Source organism: Serratia rubidaea (assembly GCF_016026735.1).
Classification (GTDB): domain Bacteria; phylum Pseudomonadota; class Gammaproteobacteria; order Enterobacterales; family Enterobacteriaceae; genus Serratia_B; species Serratia_B rubidaea.
The window spans coordinates 4,611,453-4,629,701 of the sequence record NZ_CP065640.1; the positions used below are offsets into that span (position 1 = coordinate 4,611,453).

The 18,249-nt window shown below is 63.7% G+C and carries 19 protein-coding genes; 14 read left to right on the forward strand and 5 right to left on the reverse strand.

The window, feature by feature from the left end; all coding sequences use genetic code 11:
- Nucleotides 1-10: 10 nt before the first annotated feature.
- On the reverse strand, nucleotides 11-205 hold the full coding sequence (locus tag I6G83_RS21745; RefSeq protein ID WP_054307864.1) for a hypothetical protein: 195 nt from the start codon (nucleotides 203-205) through the stop codon (nucleotides 11-13).
- A 135-nt stretch (nucleotides 206-340) separates the two neighbouring features.
- Here I6G83_RS21745 and I6G83_RS21750 point away from each other — a divergent pair, with 135 nt between their 5' ends.
- A complete protein-coding gene (locus I6G83_RS21750) occupies nucleotides 341-1,882 on the forward strand; it encodes a sensor domain-containing diguanylate cyclase (protein WP_054307863.1) in 1,542 nt (513 codons plus the stop codon).
- A gap of 54 nt (nucleotides 1,883-1,936) precedes the next feature.
- Here the strand turns inward: I6G83_RS21750 and paaZ are convergent, their stop codons facing one another.
- A complete protein-coding gene (paaZ, locus tag I6G83_RS21755) occupies nucleotides 1,937-4,015 on the reverse strand; it encodes a phenylacetic acid degradation bifunctional protein PaaZ (protein WP_062779077.1) in 2,079 nt (692 codons plus the stop codon).
- Between the two features lie 319 nt (nucleotides 4,016-4,334).
- On the opposite strand from paaZ, the gene paaA reads away from it, so the two are divergent.
- From paaA to paaY, 13 genes are all read left to right on the forward strand, one after another.
- Complete coding sequence (paaA, locus tag I6G83_RS21760) at nucleotides 4,335-5,273, forward strand: 1,2-phenylacetyl-CoA epoxidase subunit PaaA (RefSeq protein WP_015672956.1); 939 nt, start codon at nucleotides 4,335-4,337, stop codon at nucleotides 5,271-5,273.
- A 15-nt stretch (nucleotides 5,274-5,288) separates the two neighbouring features.
- Nucleotides 5,289-5,576, forward strand: a complete 288-nt coding sequence (paaB, locus tag I6G83_RS21765) for a 1,2-phenylacetyl-CoA epoxidase subunit PaaB (RefSeq protein ID WP_015672957.1) — start codon at nucleotides 5,289-5,291, stop codon at nucleotides 5,574-5,576.
- A 7-nt stretch (nucleotides 5,577-5,583) separates the two neighbouring features.
- Entirely contained in the window at nucleotides 5,584-6,342 is a 759-nt protein-coding gene (paaC, locus tag I6G83_RS21770) for a 1,2-phenylacetyl-CoA epoxidase subunit PaaC (RefSeq protein ID WP_015672958.1), read from the forward strand.
- Nucleotides 6,343-6,353: 11 nt separating this feature from the next.
- Nucleotides 6,354-6,851, forward strand: coding sequence for a 1,2-phenylacetyl-CoA epoxidase subunit PaaD (gene paaD / locus I6G83_RS21775; protein ID WP_054307909.1), 498 nt, complete (start codon nucleotides 6,354-6,356; stop codon nucleotides 6,849-6,851).
- Between the two features lie 14 nt (nucleotides 6,852-6,865).
- Nucleotides 6,866-7,924, forward strand: a complete 1,059-nt coding sequence (gene paaE, locus I6G83_RS21780; RefSeq protein ID WP_015672960.1) for a 1,2-phenylacetyl-CoA epoxidase subunit PaaE — start codon at nucleotides 6,866-6,868, stop codon at nucleotides 7,922-7,924.
- A gap of 9 nt (nucleotides 7,925-7,933) precedes the next feature.
- The gene (gene paaF, locus I6G83_RS21785) at nucleotides 7,934-8,707 is read left to right on the forward strand and encodes a 2,3-dehydroadipyl-CoA hydratase PaaF (RefSeq protein WP_054307890.1); all 774 of its coding nucleotides are present in this window, start codon (nucleotides 7,934-7,936) and stop codon (nucleotides 8,705-8,707) included.
- 3 nt (nucleotides 8,708-8,710) lie between these two features.
- Nucleotides 8,711-9,502: a 2-(1,2-epoxy-1,2-dihydrophenyl)acetyl-CoA isomerase PaaG gene (gene paaG / locus I6G83_RS21790; RefSeq protein WP_054307889.1), complete on the forward strand. Its 792-nt coding sequence runs from the start codon at nucleotides 8,711-8,713 to the stop codon at nucleotides 9,500-9,502.
- Between the two features lie 2 nt (nucleotides 9,503-9,504).
- Nucleotides 9,505-11,040: a 3-hydroxyacyl-CoA dehydrogenase gene (locus I6G83_RS21795; protein ID WP_054307888.1), complete on the forward strand. Its 1,536-nt coding sequence runs from the start codon at nucleotides 9,505-9,507 to the stop codon at nucleotides 11,038-11,040.
- Complete coding sequence (paaI, locus tag I6G83_RS21800) at nucleotides 11,037-11,477, forward strand: hydroxyphenylacetyl-CoA thioesterase PaaI (RefSeq protein WP_054307887.1); 441 nt, start codon at nucleotides 11,037-11,039, stop codon at nucleotides 11,475-11,477. The genes I6G83_RS21795 and paaI overlap by 4 nt, the downstream gene beginning before the upstream one ends.
- Nucleotides 11,474-12,679 carry a 3-oxoadipyl-CoA thiolase gene (gene pcaF, locus I6G83_RS21805; protein ID WP_015672965.1) on the forward strand — a complete coding sequence of 402 codons (1,206 nt, stop codon included), beginning with the start codon at nucleotides 11,474-11,476 and terminating at the stop codon, nucleotides 12,677-12,679. The genes paaI and pcaF overlap by 4 nt, the downstream gene beginning before the upstream one ends.
- A 16-nt stretch (nucleotides 12,680-12,695) precedes the next feature.
- Nucleotides 12,696-14,003: a phenylacetate--CoA ligase PaaK gene (paaK, locus tag I6G83_RS21810; protein WP_054307027.1), complete on the forward strand. Its 1,308-nt coding sequence runs from the start codon at nucleotides 12,696-12,698 to the stop codon at nucleotides 14,001-14,003.
- A 91-nt stretch (nucleotides 14,004-14,094) separates the two neighbouring features.
- Nucleotides 14,095-15,036 (forward strand): phenylacetic acid degradation operon negative regulatory protein PaaX, encoded by a 942-nt coding sequence (paaX, locus tag I6G83_RS21815; protein ID WP_054307028.1) that lies wholly within the window; start codon nucleotides 14,095-14,097, stop codon nucleotides 15,034-15,036.
- A gap of 11 nt (nucleotides 15,037-15,047) precedes the next feature.
- On the forward strand, nucleotides 15,048-15,644 hold the full coding sequence (paaY, locus tag I6G83_RS21820; protein ID WP_054307029.1) for a phenylacetic acid degradation protein PaaY: 597 nt from the start codon (nucleotides 15,048-15,050) through the stop codon (nucleotides 15,642-15,644).
- A gap of 32 nt (nucleotides 15,645-15,676) precedes the next feature.
- On the opposite strand, the gene I6G83_RS21825 is transcribed toward paaY, so the two are convergent.
- The 3 genes from I6G83_RS21825 to I6G83_RS21835 all read right to left on the reverse strand — a co-directional run bounded on the left by I6G83_RS21825 (nucleotide 15,677) and on the right by I6G83_RS21835 (nucleotide 18,162).
- Nucleotides 15,677-16,084, reverse strand: a complete 408-nt coding sequence (locus tag I6G83_RS21825) for a putative T6SS immunity periplasmic lipoprotein (protein ID WP_054307030.1) — start codon at nucleotides 16,082-16,084, stop codon at nucleotides 15,677-15,679.
- Between the two features lie 12 nt (nucleotides 16,085-16,096).
- A complete protein-coding gene (locus I6G83_RS21830) occupies nucleotides 16,097-16,636 on the reverse strand; it encodes a type IV secretion protein Rhs (RefSeq protein WP_174545394.1) in 540 nt (179 codons plus the stop codon).
- Nucleotides 16,637-16,758: 122 nt separating this feature from the next.
- On the reverse strand, nucleotides 16,759-18,162 hold the full coding sequence (locus I6G83_RS21835) for an amino acid permease (protein ID WP_054307031.1): 1,404 nt from the start codon (nucleotides 18,160-18,162) through the stop codon (nucleotides 16,759-16,761).
- Nucleotides 18,163-18,249: the final 87 nt, after the last annotated feature.

An 18,249-nucleotide genomic window follows, 5' to 3' on the forward strand; every position in this document is an offset into this window, starting at 1 on the left:
CCGGCGGGCGTCAGCGCGCGTGATGCCAGCTGTAGGCCGCCATGGCGAACAGCACAAACAGCAGCGTCAACAGCAGCAGCGCCAGCCGCCAATAGGGCGATCGCCAACGCCGTACGGCGATCGCCATCATCACGGCCAGCGCCGCCAGCGTCAGCGGATAATAGGCCGTCAACGTCAACAGCGTAATGATCATGTAGTCCGACACCTTGTCTCCCTGCCTGTATTAATCAGTTAACTTGTACTAAATTTATCACTCCGCCCCCGCCTGGCCGGGCGGGTGTCAACGCAGCATCAGCCAATGCCTTACTCGTATTAATCACTACCCGATAATCAGGATGATATGACGCAACCGCCTCCAGAGTCAGCAAAATCCGGCACCTCGCCGTTACTGTTTCAGGCCGCCGTGTTCGTGGTTATCGTCGTCGTTACGCTGCTCGTGTTTAACATCTGGCAAGGCTGGCACGCCCGCAAGCTCGACCTGCAAAGCGCCGATAACGGCGCCTCCAATCTGGCGCGCTCGCTGGCGCAGCATGCCTACGACACCTTTAAACAGGTGGATAACAGCCTGTTGGAGCTGAAAGAGCGCGCCGAGCACGACGGCCTCGGCCCCGCGCAGCAGCGACGCCTGCAAAAGGTGATGCACGATCAGGTGAATAACTCACCGCAGCTGCACGGCAGCTTTATCTTCGACGCGCAGGGGCGCTGGGTGGTCACATCCTTCGGCCGGACCGGCGCTCACGCCAACAACGGCGACCGCGCCTATTTCCAATATCATCAGCGCCACAACGATAATAACTTCTATATCGGTAAAGTGATCCGCAGCCGCTCGACCGACGATCTGGTGATCCCCATCTCGCGCCGGCTGAATAACCCGGACGGCAGCTTCGCCGGCGTGGTGCTGGCGACGCTGTATGTCGACTATTTCCGCGACTTTTACGATGACTTCGCCCTTGAGGATCAGGATGCGCTCAGCCTGCTGCTGGCGGACGGTACCATTTTATACCGTCGCCCGTACGCGCCGGAAAGCATCGGCAAAAACGTGTCCCTCGGCGTGCTGTTCCGGCAGATTCTGCCTTATTCAACGTTCGGCAACGCCACGCTGGTGTCGAAGTTTGACGGCGTGGAGCGTATTTACGGCTACTCTCGCGTACCGCATTACCCGCTGGTGATCGCCGCCGGGCTGTCGAAGCACGACGTACTGAGCAGCTGGCGTAAAGACACCGGGCTGTTCGCCCTCGGCGGCAGCATACTGCTGGCGATCCTGCTGGCGCTGGGCATCACGCTGATCAGGCAAATCAACCACAGCCTGCAGACAGAGGCGGAGCTGGTGCGCACCCGCGATCAGCTGACGCAGATGAATCAGACGCTGGAAGAGCTGGCGCTGCTGGACGGCCTGACCGGGCTGGCCAACCGCCGCCGCTTCGATATGGCGCTGGCCAACCACAGCAACCACGCCGCCCGCTATGCGCGCAATCTGGCGCTGCTGATCCTGGATATCGACTACTTCAAACAGTACAACGATATCTACGGCCACGTCGCCGGCGACCGCTGCCTGCAGCAGATCGGCCAGTTGCTGCAGGCGATGCCCAACCGCGTCGGCGATCTGGTGGCGCGCTACGGCGGCGAAGAGCTGACCATCATCCTGCCGGATACCGATCTGGCGGGCGCGATGGGTTGCGCTGAACGGGTGCTGGCGCACGTGCGCCAGATGCAGATCCCCCACGAAGGCAGCCCGCTGGGCCAGATTACCGTCAGCATCGGCGTTGCCGTTCAGACGCCCGGCAACGCCGCCGACAGCACGCCGGTCGCACTGATAAAACAGGCGGATGCGGCGCTCTATCAGGCCAAGAAAAACGGCAAGAACCAGGTTTGTCACGCCTGACGGCGGCGCCAATAACAGCGGGGCCGCAGCGGCCCCGCAGGAAAGAGAAGCGGTTTATTGCGCCTCGGATGACGGGAAATCTCCCTGCTGGCGCGCCACCAGCGTTAAAATGCTGTACAGCGCCACCGCCTGCTGATGCTGGTTCAGCACCTGCACATCCCACACCACCACGCCGTGCGGCCGATCTTCCGCGCTTTTCTGCGGCTTGCGGATTTTCTTCTTACAGGTCAGCCGTACCTGAATGGTATCGCCGATCTTCACCGGTTCGATAAAGCGCAGGTTTTCCATGCCGTAGTTGGCGATCACCGGCCCGACGCCGGGGTCGACAAACAGCCCCGCCGCCGCCGACACCACAAAGTAGCCGTGGGCCACGCGCTCGCCGAACAGCGACTCCGCCGCGCCGAGCTTATCCATATGGGCGTAGAAATGGTCGCCGCTCAGGCAGGCGAAGTTGACGATATCCGCCTCGGTCACCGTACGCCGCGCGGTGAGCAGACTTTCGCCGATCGGCAGCTGTTCAAAATACTTGCGGAACGGATGAACCGGTGATTCCAGCGCCTCGGCGCCGCGCACCCACTCTTTGCCGATCGCCGCCAGCATGCTCGGGCTGCCCTGCAGCGCGGTGCGCTGCATATAGTGCTTCACCGCCCGCAGGCCGCCCAGTTCTTCGCCGCCGCCGGCGCGTCCCGGCCCGCCGTGCATCAGCATCGGCAGCGGCGAACCGTGGCCGGTCGACTCCGCCGCCGCCGCGCTGTCCAGCACCAGCATCCGCCCGTGGGCGCAGGCGGCGGCGCGGATAAAGCGCGTCGCCACCGCCGCATCGGCGGTGACCAGCGAACCGGCCAGGCTGCCCTGCCCCAGCAGCGCCAGCTCAATCGCTTGCTCGCCGCTGTCGTACGGCATCAGGGTAGCGACCGGGCCAAAGGCTTCAATATCGTGCACCGCGGTATTGCGCAGCGGATCGGCGCAGTACAGCAGGGTCGGCGGGTAAAACGCGCCCTGGTGCCCATCATCCCCCTGCACGCTGAAGGACTGCAGGCTGGCGCCGCACAGCGGTTCACAGCCGTTGTGCAGCAGTTGCTCAACCTTCTTCTGCACGTCGTCCCGCTGTTCCAGGCTGACCAGCGCCCCCATCCTGACCTGCTCCAGCCGCGGATCGCCGACCTTCACCGCCGCCAGGCGCTGCAGCAGCGCCTGCTTCACCGCCTCAACCTGCGCCGCCGGCACCATCACCCGACGAATGGCGGTGCATTTCTGCCCCGCCTTGCTGGTCATCTCACGGCACACCTCTTTAATAAACAGGGCAAACTCCGGCATCTCCGGCGTAACGTCCTCCCCCAGCACGCAGCAGTTCAGCGAGTCGGCCTCCATAGTGAACGGGATCGACTTTGCCAGCAGCTGCGGATGGGCGCGCAGCTGCCGGCCGGTCTGCGCCGAACCGGTAAAGGTCACCGCATCCTGATAGTCCAGATGGTCAAACAGATCGCCGACGCCGCCGCAAATCAGCTGCAGCGCCCCGTCCGGCACCAGCCCGCTGTCGATAATCAGCTTCACCATCGCCTGCGTCAGCTGGGCGCTGGCGGTGGCGGGCTTGACGATCGCCGGCATGCCCGCCAGCCAGGTCGGCGCCAGCTTTTCCAGCATCCCCCAGCAGGGGAAGTTGAAGGCGTTAATATGCAGCGCCACGCCGGGGCGCGAGGTCAGCACGTGGCGCGCCACAAACTGGCCCTGCTTCGACAGCGGGATCGGCTCGTCTTCCGGCCACAGGGTGTCGTCCGGCAGTTCACGACCGGCCAGGCCGGCATAGGAGAACAGCGTGGCGATGCCGCCTTCAATATCCACCCAGCCGTCGTTGCGCGTCGCGCCGGTCTGGTACGAGATCTCATACAGCGTCTCTTTGTGCGCCAGCAGGTATTTCGCCACCGCCTTCATCATCTGCGCGCGCTGCTGGAACGTCATCGCCGCCAGCGCGCGGCCGCCCTGCTCCCGCGCATAGCGCAGGCTATCGGCCAGCGGCAGCCCCTCAGAGCACACCTGATACAACGGCTCGCCGGTGAGTGCGTGACGGATCTCGCGAGCCTGCCCCTGGCCGTATAGCCAACGCCCCGACAGGTAACTGTTCAACTGCTGCATGCGGCTTCTCCTGAATTCATAAAGTGACATCACAAAGCGTAATTACGTATCACATATTTTCCAGTCAGCGCCAAGGTAAAATTTAACAAAAAGCAAACAACGTCGCTGTAAAGCTGACCGTACGCCCGCCGCAATAGAAAATATCGCCAAACAAATCAATTTTAAATCAATAAATTAAATCAACCCATTGTGAAGAGCGTCGCAAAACCCTGACAACCGTGTTTGATCTTTAGGTTATCAGCTTGTAGCTTTATGGTTATTAAAGTGATTCACATTTTTATTATTCACTTTAAAAATACGAATCATCAATGAGGTAATCATGACCACTGACGCTCAACATCAGCAGCACTTCGACGCCAAGCTGGCCGCCGATACCACCATCGAAGCCAAAGACTGGATGCCGGACGCCTACCGGCAGAACCTGATCCGCCAGATCGGCCAGCACGCGCATTCGGAAGTGATCGGCATGCTGCCGGAGGCCAACTGGCTGACCCGCGCCCCAACCCTGCGCCGCAAAGCGGTGCTGCTGGCCAAGGTGCAGGACGAGGCCGGCCACGGCCTCTATCTGTACAGCGCCGCCGAAACGCTGGGCTGCTCGCGGCAGGACATCTACCAGAAGATGCTCGACGGTAAGATGAAGTACTCCTCCATCTTTAACTACCCGACGCTGAACTGGGCTGACGTCGGCGTGATCGGCTGGCTGGTGGACGGCGCCGCCATCGTCAACCAGGTGGCGCTGTGCCGCGCCTCTTACGGCCCCTATGCCCGCTCGATGGTGAAAATCTGTAAAGAGGAGAGTTTCCACCAGCGCCAGGGCTATGAGGCGGTGATGGCGCTGGCGCACGGCAGCGAACAGCAAAAGGCCATGCTGCAGGACGCCATCAACCGCTTCTGGTGGCCGGTGCTGATGATGTTCGGCCCCAGCGACAACGACTCGCCGCACAGCGCGCAGAGCATGGCGTGGAAAATCAAACGCCACAGCAACGACGAACTGCGGCAGAAGTTTGTCGACAACACCGTCCCGCAGCTCGAAGCGCTGGGCATGACCGCCCCCGATGCGGATCTGGCCTGGGATGAGGCCAGCGGCCACTACCGCTTCGGCGAGATCGACTGGAGCGAGCTGTACCAGGTGATCAAAGGCCAGGGCCAGTGCAATCACGAACGTCTGCAGGCCAAACGCCAGGCCTGGGAAAACGGCGCCTGGGTGCGCGAAGGCGCCATGGCGCACGCCGAAAAAAACCGCACGCGGGCAGCTTAACAGGAGGATTTACCCATGACTCACGCCGAATGGCCGCTGTATGAAGTATTTATCCGCAGCAAACAGGGACTGGCGCATCGCCACGTCGGCAGCCTGCACGCCGCCGATGACCGGATGGCGCTGGAAAACGCCCGCGACGCCTACACCCGACGCAACGAAGGCTGTTCCATCTGGGTGGTGCAGTCCTGCCACCTGATCGCCTCGCAGGCCGAAGATCGCGAGGCCTTTTTCGACCCGTCGGAGGACAAGATCTACCGCCACCCGACGTTCTACACCATTCCCGACGGCATCAAGAACATGTGAGGCGGCCATGACGCAACGCGATCCCCGTATTACCTATCTTTTGCGTCAGGGCGATACGCCGCTGATTCTGGCGCAGCGCCTGTGCGCCTGGTGCGGCCACGCGCCGGAGCTGGAGATCGACCTGGCGCTGGCGAATATCGGCCTCGACCTGCTCGGCCAGGCGCGCAATATCCTCGGCTACGCCGCCACGCTGATCGGCCCGGAATGCAGCGAGGACCGGCTGGCGTTCGGCCGCGACGAGCGCGAATTCCATAACCTGCTGCTGGCCGAACAGCCGAACGGCGGCTTCAACGATACGCTGGTGCGCCAGTTCCTGCTGGACGCCTACCACCTGCTGCTGCAGCGCGAACTCAGCGCCAGCCGCGATCCGCAGCTGGCGGCTATCGCCGCCAAATCGCTGAAAGAAGCGGAATATCACCTGCGCTTCAGCCAGGGCTGGATGATCCGCCTCGGCGACGGCAGCGAAACCAGCCATCAGAAAATTCAGCAGTCGCTGGATGCGCTGTGGCGCTTTACCGCCGAGCTGTTCCACGCCGACGACACCGAGCTGGAGCTGGCCGACCAGGGCATCGCCGTCGATCCGCGCCGGCTGCAGGCGCCGTGGCAGGAGCTGGTCAGCGACACCCTGCGTCAGGCCACGCTGACGCTGCCGGAGCAGCCGGCGTACCGCCTCGGCGGCAAACAGGGCCAACACAGCGAACACCTCGGCTTTATCCTCGCCGAGATGCAGTTCCTGCAGCGCGCCTACCCCAACTGCAACTGGTAGCGAGGTGGCTGATGATCCTTCCCCACTTGGAGCCCGCCGAGATCCCGCAGATCTGGCACTGCCTGCAGCAGATCAGCGATCCGGAGCTGCCGGTGCTGTCGATTACCGATCTGGGCATGGTGCGCAAGGTGGAGCGCGACGGTGACGGCTGGCGCATTATTTTTACGCCCACCTATTCCGGCTGTCCCGCTACCGAATTTTTGCAGGACGCCATCATCCGCCAGCTGGCCGCCGCCGGTTTCAGCCCGGTGACGGTCGCTATCCGGCTCGATCCCGCCTGGACCACCGACTGGATGAACGCCGACGCGCGCGCCAGGCTGCGCGCCTACGGCGTCGCGCCGCCGCAGGGCCACACCTGCGACAGACCGGACAGCCACGGCCTGGTGCAGTGCCCGCGCTGCGGCAGTGAAGATACCGAGAAAATCAGCGAGTTCGGCTCCACCGCCTGCAAAGCGCTCTACCGCTGCTGCGCCTGCCGTGAGCCGTTCGATTATTTCAAATGCATCTAGGAGCGCAGAACATCATGACGGTTTTTCATCGCCTGAATGTCGCCGCTATTGAACGCGAAACGCCGGACGCCGTCGCCATTACCCTGCGCGTGCCCGACGAGCTGAAAAGCGCCTATCGCTATACCCCCGGCCAGCACCTGACGCTGAAGGCCAGCCTCGATGGCGAAGAGCTGCGCCGCTGCTACTCCATCTGCAGCGCGCCGCAGGACGGGCTGCTGCAAATCGGCGTGAAGGCCATCCATCAGGGGCGCTTCTCGTCCTTTGTCAATCAACGGCTCCGGGTCGGCGACGCGCTGGAGGTGATGGTGCCGCAGGGGCGCTTCGGCTACCAGCCGCAGGCGCAGCGCCACGGCAACTATCTGGCCATCGCCGCCGGCTCCGGCATTACGCCGATGCTGTCCATCATCAAGGCCACCCTGCTGCTGGAGCCGGACAGCCAGTTCACGCTGATCTACGGCAACCGCAGCAGCCGCTCAGTGATGTTTAAAGAGGCGCTGTCCGATCTGAAAAACCGCTACCCGCAGCGCTTCCAGCCGCTGTACCTGTTCAGCCAGGAGAGCCTGGACAGCCCGCTGCTCAGCGGCCGCATCGACCAAGAACGCCTGCAGGCCATCGGCGCGACGCTGCTGGACTTCAGCGACTATCAGCACGCCTTTATCTGCGGCCCGGAAGCGATGATGGACGACGCCCAGCGCGTGCTGGAACAGGCCGGCATGCCGGCCGAGCGCATCCACAGCGAACGCTTCAACACCAGCGGCGTCAGCGTCAGACCGGCCGATGCCGCCGGGCGCAACGCCACCCGGGTGGCGATTCAGCTCGACGGCCGCCGCCAGGAGATCGACGTGACGGCGCAGGACGACAGCATTCTCGACGCCGCGCTGCGCCAGGGGGCGGATTTGCCCTACGCCTGTAAAGGCGGGGTCTGCGCCACCTGTAAATGCAAGCTGATCGCCGGCGAGGTCGAGATGGGCGTCAATTACAGCCTCGAGCCGGATCAGCTGGCCGCCGGTTACATCCTCAGCTGTCAGTCGTGGCCGAAAGGCGACGGCGTGACGCTGGACTTCGACGTGTAGGAGCCGCCGATGACAACCCCCTGGATATTGCATCAGCAGCAGGGCCGCGTGCTCACCCTGACGCTGCACCGCCCGCAGGCGCGTAACGCGCTCAGCACCCCCAGCCTGCAACAGCTGGTCGAACGGCTGGAGCAGGCCGAGGCCGACGACGACACCGGCGCGGTGGTGATCGCCGGCGGCGCGCGCTTTTTTGCCGCCGGCGCCGACCTGCACGAACTGCAGCAGCAGGATCTGCCCGCCACCCTGCGCGATCCGCGTCCACTGCTGTGGCAGCGGCTGGCCCAGTTCAGCAAGCCGCTGCTGGCGGCGGTCAACGGCTATGCGCTCGGCGCCGGCTGCGAGCTGGCGCTGGCCTGCGACATCGTAATCTGCGGCGAAAGCGCCCGCTTCGGCCTGCCGGAGATCACCCTCGGCCTGATGCCGGGCGCCGGCGGCACCCAGCGGCTGATTCGCTGCGTCGGCAAGTCCCGCGCCAGCCAGATGGTGCTGAGCGGCGAAGCCATCGACGCTCGTCTGGCGCTGCAGAGCGGGCTGGTGAGCGAAGTCTGCGTCGACGCGCTGACGCTGGAGCGCACGCAGCAGCTCGCCGCGCGCATCGCGCAGCAGGCGCCGCTGGCGCTGCGCGCCGCCAAACAGGCGCTGCGTCAGGCCGATGAAACCGGGCTGACGCAGGGGCTGGCCATGGAGCGCCAGCAGTTTGCCGCGCTGGCCGCCACCGAAGATCGTCGTGAAGGCATTGCCGCCTTCTTCGAAAAACGTACCCCACACTATAAAGGGCGCTGATCCATGGATAACAACCTGATTCTCACTCACCTCGACGCCGGCGTGCTGACCATCACCCTGAACCGCCCCGACCGGCTGAACAGCTTTAACGATGAGATGCACCACCAGTTGGCGGAAGCGCTGACCCTCGCCGAGCGCGATGAGGCGGTGCGCTGCGTACTGCTGACCGGCGCCGGACGCGGTTTCTGCGCCGGCCAGGATCTGAACGACCGCACCGTCAACGCCGACCAGCAGGCGCCGGATCTCGGCCTGTCGGTTGAGCGTTTCTACAACCCGCTGATCCGCCGCCTGACCGCGCTGCCCAAGCCGATCGTCTGCGCGGTGAACGGCGTGGCCGCCGGCGCCGGCGCCGCGCTGGCGATGGCCTGCGATATCGTTATCGCCGCCGACAACGCCAACTTTATCCAATCCTTCTGCAAGCTCGGGCTGGTGCCGGACTCCGGCGGCAGCTGGTTCCTGCCGCGTCTGGCGGGCCACGCCCGCGCGATGGGCATGGCGATGCTCGGCGATAAGATCAGCGCCCGTCAGGCGCAGGAGTGGGGGCTGATCTGGCAGGTGGTGGACGGCGGCGAGCTGGAGGCCCATACCCAGGCGCTGGCGCGCCACCTGGCCACCCAGCCGACCTACGGCCTGGGGCTGATCAAAAAGGCCATCTACAGCGCCGCCACCAACACGCTGGATCAGCAGCTGGAGCTGGAGCGCGATCTGCAGCGTCTGGGCGGCCGCAGCGACGACTATCGCGAAGGCGTCAGCGCGTTCTTCGCCAAACGCCCACCGGTCTTCAGCGGAAAATAATCATGAACGCAACTTCCCTTACCCCGCCCGTGGCGGTGATCGGCGCGGGCACCATGGGCATCGGCATCGCGCAGGTCGCCGCCGCCGCCGGGCACCCGGTCGCCCTGTACGATATTGACCGCCCCGCCGCCGAGCGCGCGTACGAGACGCTGAGCCGACGCCTGATGCGCCGGGTCGATGCCGGCAAGGCGGATCGCGACGCCAGCGAACGGCTGCTGGCGCGCATCCGCATCGCCGGCGCGCTGACGGAGCTGGCCGACAGCGCGCTGGTGATCGAAGCCGTGGCGGAAAAGCTGGCGATCAAACAGGACCTGTTCCGCGAGCTGGAGGAGATTTGCCCGGCCGATACGCTGTTCGCCAGCAACACTTCGTCGCTGTCGATTACCGCCATCGCCGCCGCGCTGCGACATCCGCAGCGCATGGCCGGCATGCACTTTTTCAATCCGGCACCGCTGATGCAGCTGGTGGAGATTGTCGACGGGCTGGAAACCAGCGCGCAGACGCGTGAACGCCTGAACCGGCTGGCGCTGCAGTGGGGTAAGCGGCCGGTGCACTGCCGCTCGACGCCGGGCTTTATCGTCAACCGCGTCGCCCGGCCGTTCTATGCCGAAACGCTGCGGGCGCTGGAAGAGCAAATCGCCGATGCGGCGACGCTGGACGCGGTGCTGCGCGACGCCGGCGGCTTCGCCATGGGGCCGCTGCAGCTGACCGACCTGATCGGCCAGGACGTTAATTTCGCCGTCACCCAGTCGGTGTTTCACGCCTTCTTCAACGATACGCGCTTCACCCCGTCGCTGGCGCAGCAGGAGCGGGTGGCCGCCGGCCATCTGGGGCGCAAGAGCGGCCGCGGCTTCTACCGCTATGGCGACGATGCCGATGCGCCGCAGGCAAGCTACGCCGCCGCGGCGCATGCCGGTCCGCTGGCCCGGGTCACGCTGCACGGCGACTGGTCGCCGCTGGCGGATTTCGCCGCGCTGCTGACGGAAAATGCGGCCTCGGTCAAACAACCCGGCCAGACCAGCCCGCTGGCGACGATCGATGATGTTACTTTTATGTTAACTAACGGCCAGTCCGCCAGTCAGGTGGCCGAGAATACCGGCACGCCGGTGGTGCTGTTCGATCTGTCGGCCGATTACCGGCGGGCGGACACCCTGGTTATCAGCTGCGCGGCGCAAAACAACCCTCAGGATAACGCCAAAGTGATTCAGTTCCTGCAATCGCTGGGAAAACGGGTCATCACCCTGCCGGATTATCCCGGCCTGCTGGTGATGCGCACCGTCGCCATGTTGGTCAATGAGGCGCTGGACGTGGTCAACAAAGGCATCGCCAGCGCCGCCGATACCGATAACGCCATGCGCTTCGGCGTTAACTATCCGCGCGGGCCGCTGGCCTGGGGACAGGCGCTGGGCTGGAAACACATCCTCGCCACGCTGGAAAATCTGCAGCGCTTCTATCTGGAAGAGCGCTACCGTCCGCTGCCGCTGCTGCGCCGCTACGCCGCCGGCCACGCCCTTCCCCCGTCAGGAGCCGAATCATGAACGCCAATACGCCGCGCGCGCTGGCGCAGCGCTGCGCCGAACATATGTTTCAACAAGACAGCTGCGCCCAGGCGATGGGCATGCGGCTGGAGGCGGTCGACTGCGGCTTCGCGCAGGTCAGCATGGAGGTCGGCCCGCAGATGCTGAACGGCCACCGCACCTGTCACGGCGGCCAGCTGTTCAGCCTGGCCGATACCGCCTTCGCCTACGCCTGCAACAGTCAGGGGCTGGCGGCGGTCGCCGCCGGCTGCAGCATCGATTTTATCCGCCCGGCGCTGGCCGGCGATCGGCTGATCGCCAGCGCCGAGGTGCGTCATCAGGGTAAAACCGGCGGGCTGTACGACGTGGAAATTATCAATCAACGGGGGAAAACCGTGGCCTGGTTCCGCGGCCGCGCCCACCGCCTTGGCCATCAGCTTCTGGAGGAACAGCCATGAACCACGCCTTTATCTGCGACGGGGTACGCACGCCGATCGGCCGCTACGGCGGCGCGCTGGCGACGGTGCGCGCCGACGATCTGGCCGCCCTGCCGCTGCGGGCGCTGATGGCGCGTCACCCGCAGGTCGACTGGACGCAGGTTGACGATGTGATCCTCGGCTGCGCCAACCAGGCCGGGGAGGATAACCGCAACCTGGCGCGCATGGCGCTGCTGCTGGCCGGGCTGCCGCAGAGCGTCTCCGGCACCACCGTCAACCGGCTGTGCGGCTCCGGGTTGGACGCACTGGCGATCGCCGCCCGCAGCATCAAGGCCGGCGAAGCGCATCTGCTGTTGGCCGGCGGCGCAGAGTCGATGACCCGCGCGCCGCTGGTGATGGGCAAGGCCGACAGCGCCTTCAGCCGCCAGGCGCAGATGTTTGACACCACCATCGGCTGGCGCTTCGTCAACCCGCTGATGCAGCAGCAGTTCGGCACCGACTCAATGCCGGAAACCGCCGAAAACGTCGCCGCGCAGTTCGCGATCGATCGCGCCGATCAGGACGCCTTCGCCCTGCGCAGCCAGCAGCGCGCCGCCAGGGCGCAGGCCGCCGGCATTCTGGCGCAGGAAATCGTGCCGGTCAGCATTGCAGGGAAAAAAGGCGCGGTGACCCGGGTGAGCGAGGATGAACACCCGCGCCCGGAAACCTCGCTGGCGCAGCTGCAGGCGCTGAAAACCCCGTTCCGCCAGCCCGGCAGCGTCACCGCCGGCAACGCTTCCGGCGTTAACGACGGTGCGGCGGCGCTGATCGTCGCCTCGGAGGCGATGGCGCTGCAGCAGGGGCTGACGCCGCGCGCGCGCATTGTCGCCACCGCCGCCTGCGGCGTGGAGCCGCGCCTGATGGGGATCGGCCCGCTGCCGGCCGCCCGCCGGGTGCTGGAGATCGCCGGGCTGAGCCTGGCGCAAATGGACGTGATTGAGCTTAACGAGGCGTTCGCCGCCCAGGCGCTGGCGGTGCTGCGCCAGCTCGGCCTGCCGGACGACGCCGAACAGGTCAACCCCAACGGCGGCGCCATCGCGCTCGGCCACCCGCTGGGCATGAGCGGCGCCAGACTGGCGCTGACCGCCATGCACGAACTGGAACGGCGGGACGGCCGCTATGCGCTGTGCACCATGTGCATCGGCGTCGGTCAGGGCATCGCCATGATTATTGAACGCGTCTAACACTGAGGCCAAAATAATGACAACCAATCCCCAGCCCCTCGACACCATTGAGTTCGCCTCGCGCGACGAGATTGAAGCGCTGCAGCTGCGGCGCCTGAAGTGGACCCTGAACCACGCCTACCAGAACGTGCCGATGTATAAGCGCAAGTTCGATCAGGCCGGCGTCCACCCTGACGATTTACGCCAGCTGAGCGATCTGGCGCTGTTCCCCTACACCACCAAGCAGGATCTGCGCGACAACTACCCGTTCGACACCTTCGCCGTGCCGATGGAACAGGTGGTGCGCGTGCACGCCTCCTCCGGCACCACCGGGCGGCCGACGGTGGTGGGCTATACCCAGCGCGATATCGACAACTGGGCCGACATCGTGGCGCGCAGCCTGCGCGCCGCCGGCGCCACGTCGCGGGATAAAGTGCACGTCGCCTACGGCTACGGCCTGTTTACCGGCGGGCTGGGCGCCCACTACGGCGCAGAGCGGCTGGGGGCAACGGTGATCCCGATGTCCGGCGGACAGACGGAAAAGCAGGCGCAGCTGATCCTCGACTTTAAGCCCGACGTGATTATGGTGACGCCCTCCTACTGCCTGACGCTGATTGACGAGCTGGAGCGCAAGCTGGGCGGCGACGCGCGCGGCTGTTCGCTGCGTATCGGCGTGTTCGGCGCCGAACCGTGGACCGAGGCGCTGCGCCATGAAATCGAAACCCGCATGGGCATCAAGGCGCTGGATATTTACGGCCTGTCGGAAGTGATGGGGCCGGGGGTGGCGATGGAGTGCGCCGAAAGCGGCGGCGGCCCCACCATCTGGGAAGACCATTTCCTGCCGGAGATTATCGACCCGGACAGCGGCGCGCCGCTGGCGGACGGCGAGCACGGCGAACTGGTGTTCACCACGCTGACCAAAGAGGCGCTGCCGGTGATCCGCTACCGCACCCGCGATCTGACCCGCCTGCTGCCGGGCGACGCGCGCCAGATGCGGCGCATGGGCAAAATCACCGGTCGTTCCGACGATATGCTGATCATCCGCGGCGTCAACGTTTTCCCGTCGCAGCTTGAAGAGCAGATTATGCAGTTCGAACATCTGTCGCCCCACTATCAGCTGCAGGTCAGCCGCGCCGGCCACCTGGATACGCTGGCGGTGCGGGTGGAGCTGAAGGAGACGGCGCTCCACCTCAGCCACCAGCAGCGCTGCGATATCTGCCACCAGCTGCGCCACCATATCAAATCGATCGTCGGCGTCAGCACCGACGTCAGCATCGCCAACTGCGGCGATATCCCGCGTTCGGAAGGCAAGGCGCAGCGGGTGGTTGACCTGCGTCCCCGCTGACGCCGCCGGCGCCAGGGACGGCGCTGCCGCTGGCAGCGGCAGAGGGATATGGTAATGTGGTGACTCACCGTAGCCTAACTCGTGGAAAAATATGGAACAAAAACTGGATGACTTTATCCACCATGCATTAGAGGCTCAGCCGATTAGCGGCACGTCGCTGATTATTTCCCTGTATGGCGATGCGCTGAGCCATCGCGGCGGCGAAGTGTGGCTGGGCAGCCTGAGCGCCCTGCTGGAATCGATGGGCTTTGGCGATCGCTTTGTGCGCACCTCAGTATTCCGCCTGCAAAAAGAGGGCTGGCTGGACGTAGAAAAAATCGGCCGCCGCAGCTATTACCGCGTGACCGAACAGGGTATGCGCCAGTTCCGCCACGCCGAATCCAAGATTTACCTGAGCGAGCAGCCAGAGTGGGACGGCAAGTGGGAGCTGTTGCTGCTGGAAACGGCGGAAAAAAGCGAGCGCGCACGGCTGAAGAAACAGCTGGGCTGGCTGGGGTTCGGCCAGTTGGCCAGCAACCTGATGGCGGCGCCGACGCACGCGCAGACCGACGTCACCGCCCTGCTCGGCGAGCTGAACGCCAGCGAGCAGGTGATCTATTTTCGCGCCGACTATCCCTACGCCCGCTCCGAAGACACCCTGCGCCAGCGGGTGGCCGACTGCTGGGCGCTGGAGCAGGTCGCCGGCTACTATCATGAGTTTATCGTCTCCTTCCGCCCGCTGATGGCGCTGCTGCGCGAGGCGGACGACGCGGCGCTGACGCCCCGGCGCTGCTTTCAGATCAAGCTATTATTAATTCACTTCTTCCGCCGCGTGGTGCTGAAAGACCCGCTGCTGCCGGATGCGCTGCTGCCCGCCCAGTGGGAGGGGCAAATCGCCCGCAACCTGTGCATCAATATTTATCAGCGCGTCGACCGCGCCGCGACGGAGTATGTCAGCGCGCTGGCGGAAACCACCATCGGCGCCCTGCCGGCGCCCGCAGCCGGCTATTACCGGCGCTTTGGCGGCCTGCCGCGCGATAACGTCACCTATTGAGGAGTAACCCCATGCCTGTATATCAAATTGACGGCCTGACGCCGGTGGTCGACCCCAGCAGCTATGTGCATCCGACGGCGGTGCTGATCGGCGATGTGATTATCGGCAAAGGGGTGTATATCGGCCCCAACGCCAGCCTGCGCGGCGACTTCGGCCGGCTGGTGATTGAGGACGGCGCCAATATTCAGGACAACTGCGTGATGCACGGTTTCCCGCAGCAGGACACGGTGGTGGAACAGGACGGCCATATCGGTCACGGCGCGATCCTGCACGGCTGCCGGATCGGCCGCAACGCGATGGTCGGTATGAATGCGGTGGTGATGGACGGCGCGGTCATCGGTGAAAACACCATCGTCGGCGCCTGTTCGTTTATCAAGGCCGCGGCGGTATTTGACGCCAATAAGCTGGTGCTCGGCAGCCCGGCGCGGGTGCTGCGCGAGCTGACCGAACAGGAACTGAGCTGGAAGCGCGTCGGCACCCAGGAGTATCAGGATCTGGTGACGCGCTGCAAAACCACCCTGCGGGAAGTGGCGCCGCTGAGCGAGCCGGAGCCGGACCGCCAGCGGCTGACCTTCGGCGATCGCCTGGTGCCGAAAAGCCAGCTGTAAGCCGCCGACGGGGGGCCGCCGCGGGCAATCCGTCACCGTGTCGCGGCCACCTTGAGCGAACCATGCTCGCGGTACAGTCTGAACGACGCCGAGTAGCTGTTCCCGCCGGGCCGCCGGGCATCGGTAAAGAAAGTTTCCACCTGGATACCATATTGGCCGCCCGCCTTAAACGAATAACCGAAATCAGGAATACAGCGGCCGGAAAATACGGGGACGGGATTTACGCTGGCGTCTGCAGCAAAATATTTGCGGAAAATGCGCCCCTCTGCATCAACGATTTGTAATCCGTTCAGGTATTCATTTTTCCCTGCCGGGATAGACACGCACAGACGATTATCCTTGATAGTCACCTCGGCTGGCTGGATATCCAGCAGCCTGGACTCGCAGGCAGTCAGCAGCACAGCGCTACAGACCACAATGGTTAATTTGATATTTAGCACAATGGTGAGTCCTTATGGAAAACGGGCAAGCGTTGCACGGTATTTTCCCCCAATGGTTCTTCTATCGGGCCGCCCTCTATAGGTAACCACAGGGCGTGGTTTCCGGCGCTGAATATCCCACTCATCAAACCCGTATGTCTTTAATACATAATAATCAGCCACTATCTGAGCCTGTTGTTCTAATGAGTATTTCAGCATTGGCTTTCCATCCAGCATATAAGAATAACTAGTGGCCCAACTCAGCAAGCCACGAGTCCTCACCCACATCCCCCTCTGATGTTGCCATACATGCATCATTTCATGAATAAAGAGATGTTCTATTTCGGTCGTTACATGTAGTGCCGCAAAATCCGGCATATATAGCTCTTTTCTAAAGTACAGCTCACCATTTGGCGCCATTGCTGTACCACTACGCTGTAAACCAAACGGGAGATAACTGTCACAATGAACCCACACTCTGGGATAATCAATTGAACCACCAAAAACAGTCTTTGCTAAAGCGACCTCCCGCAACGTCAAAAGTCTGAGCCTTCCTTCTTCCCTTTGCATCATCACTCCCTGTTCCTGCCGTTATTTAAAGTCCGGTAAAACCACTATAAATAAAAGGCTATACTTTTACTCTCAGAATCCGTCGCAAAATCACGCATACTCCTGCAGTAGGCGCTTCCGCCCCGCTACTCTATGCCCGGCGTCGGCCTCACCGCATGGTCCGCCGGCCGGCGGCGCAGTCGATATAAATAAGCACCCGCCAGCAGCAGGGTAAACGGAATGCCGAACCACAGCGTCATACGGAAGAAGTCGGTAAACGCGGTGGAAATCATCAGCGCCAGCATCAGGCCCGCCCCGAGCAGCGTGGTATAGGGGAACCCCCACAGGCGAAACCTCAGGTGCGTCCCGGCGTGGTGACGCCGGAAAAACAGGTGGGTGATAAAAATCATCAGCCAGGTAAAGCAGGCGCCGAATACCGAGATCGACATCATCGCGGCGAAGGATTTCTCCGGCGCCGCCAGGCTGAGTACGATCGACACCACAATGCCGATGCATGACATCGCCAGCGCGTTGAGCGGGATACCGCGCCGGCTGACCCGCCCCAGCGCCGCCGGCGCCTGCCCGGCGCGCGCCAGCGAAAACAGCATACGGGTGGTGATATACAGCTGGCTGTTCATCGCCGACAGGGCGGCAATCAGCACGATAAAGTTAAAGATGCCGCCGGCCGCCGGCAGGTGAATGACGTTCATCGCCAGCAGAAACGGGCTTTCCCCGGTGCCGGACTGACGCCAGGGCACCAGCGCCAGCATCAGCGCAATCGACAGCATATAGAAGATAAACAGCCGCAAAATGGTGCCCTTAAAGGCGCTGCGCACCGCCACGACCGGATTCTTCGCCTCGCCGGCGGCGACCGCAATCATCTCGATGCTCAGGTAGCTGAAGATGGACACGATCACCGCAAACCACATGCCGCTCAGGCCGAACGGGAAAAAGCCGCCGCCCGCGGTAAAATTGTGCAGGCCGAAGTGCGGGTTGGCGGAAAAGCTCAGAATGCCGATGCCGATAACGATAAACGCGCCAATCGCCAGCACCTTGATGGTCGACAGCGCGTATTCCACCTGGCCGAAAGACTTCACGCCGACCAGGTTAATCACCACCACCGCGGCGGAGAACAGCAGCACCCACGGCCAGGCCGGCGTATCCGGGAACCAGAACTGCATATACATGCCGATAGCGGTCACCTCGGTGCCCACCGCCAGCACCACGCATGACCAGTAGGAGTAGCGCAGTAAAAAACCCCACAGCGGGCTGAGATAAAACTCGGCGTAATCGCCGAACGAGCCGGAGGTCGGGTGCTGCGAGGTCATCTCCGCCAGACAGCCCATCAGCAGCAGCGCCACCACGCCGCCAATCAGATAGCTCAGCAACACGCTCGGCCCGGCCATCTGTATCGCATAAGCGCTGCCGAGAAACAGGCCGGTGCCTATCGCGCCGCCGATGGCCAGCATCGACATCTGTCCGGCCGTCAGCTGCTTTTTCAGTCCGCCCTGCCGCCTGGCGATCTCATCAAAACGCGCCTGATCTTTCATTATGCTCTACCTTGTTGATGCATGACGGGAAACGGCCGGCCAATAATGCCGGTCGCGTAAAACAGCCGTTCGGTGAACACAGCAACC

Bases quoted from the DNA above. Each gene is read 5' to 3' on its own strand.
- paaD (WP_054307909.1), top strand. From the start codon at position 6,354: ATGATCCTTCCCCACTTGGAGCCCGCCGAGATCCCGCAGATCTGGCAC.
- paaF (WP_054307890.1), top strand. From the start codon at position 7,934: ATGACAACCCCCTGGATATTGCATCAGCAGCAGGGCCGCGTGCTCACC.
- pcaF (WP_015672965.1), top strand. From the start codon at position 11,474: ATGAACCACGCCTTTATCTGCGACGGGGTACGCACGCCGATCGGCCGC.
- paaZ (WP_062779077.1), bottom strand. From the start codon at position 4,015: ATGCAGCAGTTGAACAGTTACCTGTCGGGGCGTTGGCTATACGGCCAG.
- paaI (WP_054307887.1), top strand. From the start codon at position 11,037: ATGAACGCCAATACGCCGCGCGCGCTGGCGCAGCGCTGCGCCGAACAT.
- paaX (WP_054307028.1), top strand. From the start codon at position 14,095: ATGGAACAAAAACTGGATGACTTTATCCACCATGCATTAGAGGCTCAG.
- paaE (WP_015672960.1), top strand. From the start codon at position 6,866: ATGACGGTTTTTCATCGCCTGAATGTCGCCGCTATTGAACGCGAAACG.
- paaG (WP_054307889.1), top strand. From the start codon at position 8,711: ATGGATAACAACCTGATTCTCACTCACCTCGACGCCGGCGTGCTGACC.
- I6G83_RS21795 (WP_054307888.1), top strand. From the start codon at position 9,505: ATGAACGCAACTTCCCTTACCCCGCCCGTGGCGGTGATCGGCGCGGGC.
- paaY (WP_054307029.1), top strand. From the start codon at position 15,048: ATGCCTGTATATCAAATTGACGGCCTGACGCCGGTGGTCGACCCCAGC.
- paaK (WP_054307027.1), top strand. From the start codon at position 12,696: ATGACAACCAATCCCCAGCCCCTCGACACCATTGAGTTCGCCTCGCGC.
- paaC (WP_015672958.1), top strand. From the start codon at position 5,584: ATGACGCAACGCGATCCCCGTATTACCTATCTTTTGCGTCAGGGCGAT.
- I6G83_RS21830 (WP_174545394.1), bottom strand. From the start codon at position 16,636: ATGATGCAAAGGGAAGAAGGAAGGCTCAGACTTTTGACGTTGCGGGAG.
- paaB (WP_015672957.1), top strand. From the start codon at position 5,289: ATGACTCACGCCGAATGGCCGCTGTATGAAGTATTTATCCGCAGCAAA.
- I6G83_RS21750 (WP_054307863.1), top strand. From the start codon at position 341: ATGACGCAACCGCCTCCAGAGTCAGCAAAATCCGGCACCTCGCCGTTA.
- I6G83_RS21835 (WP_054307031.1), bottom strand. From the start codon at position 18,162: ATGAAAGATCAGGCGCGTTTTGATGAGATCGCCAGGCGGCAGGGCGGA.
- paaA (WP_015672956.1), top strand. From the start codon at position 4,335: ATGACCACTGACGCTCAACATCAGCAGCACTTCGACGCCAAGCTGGCC.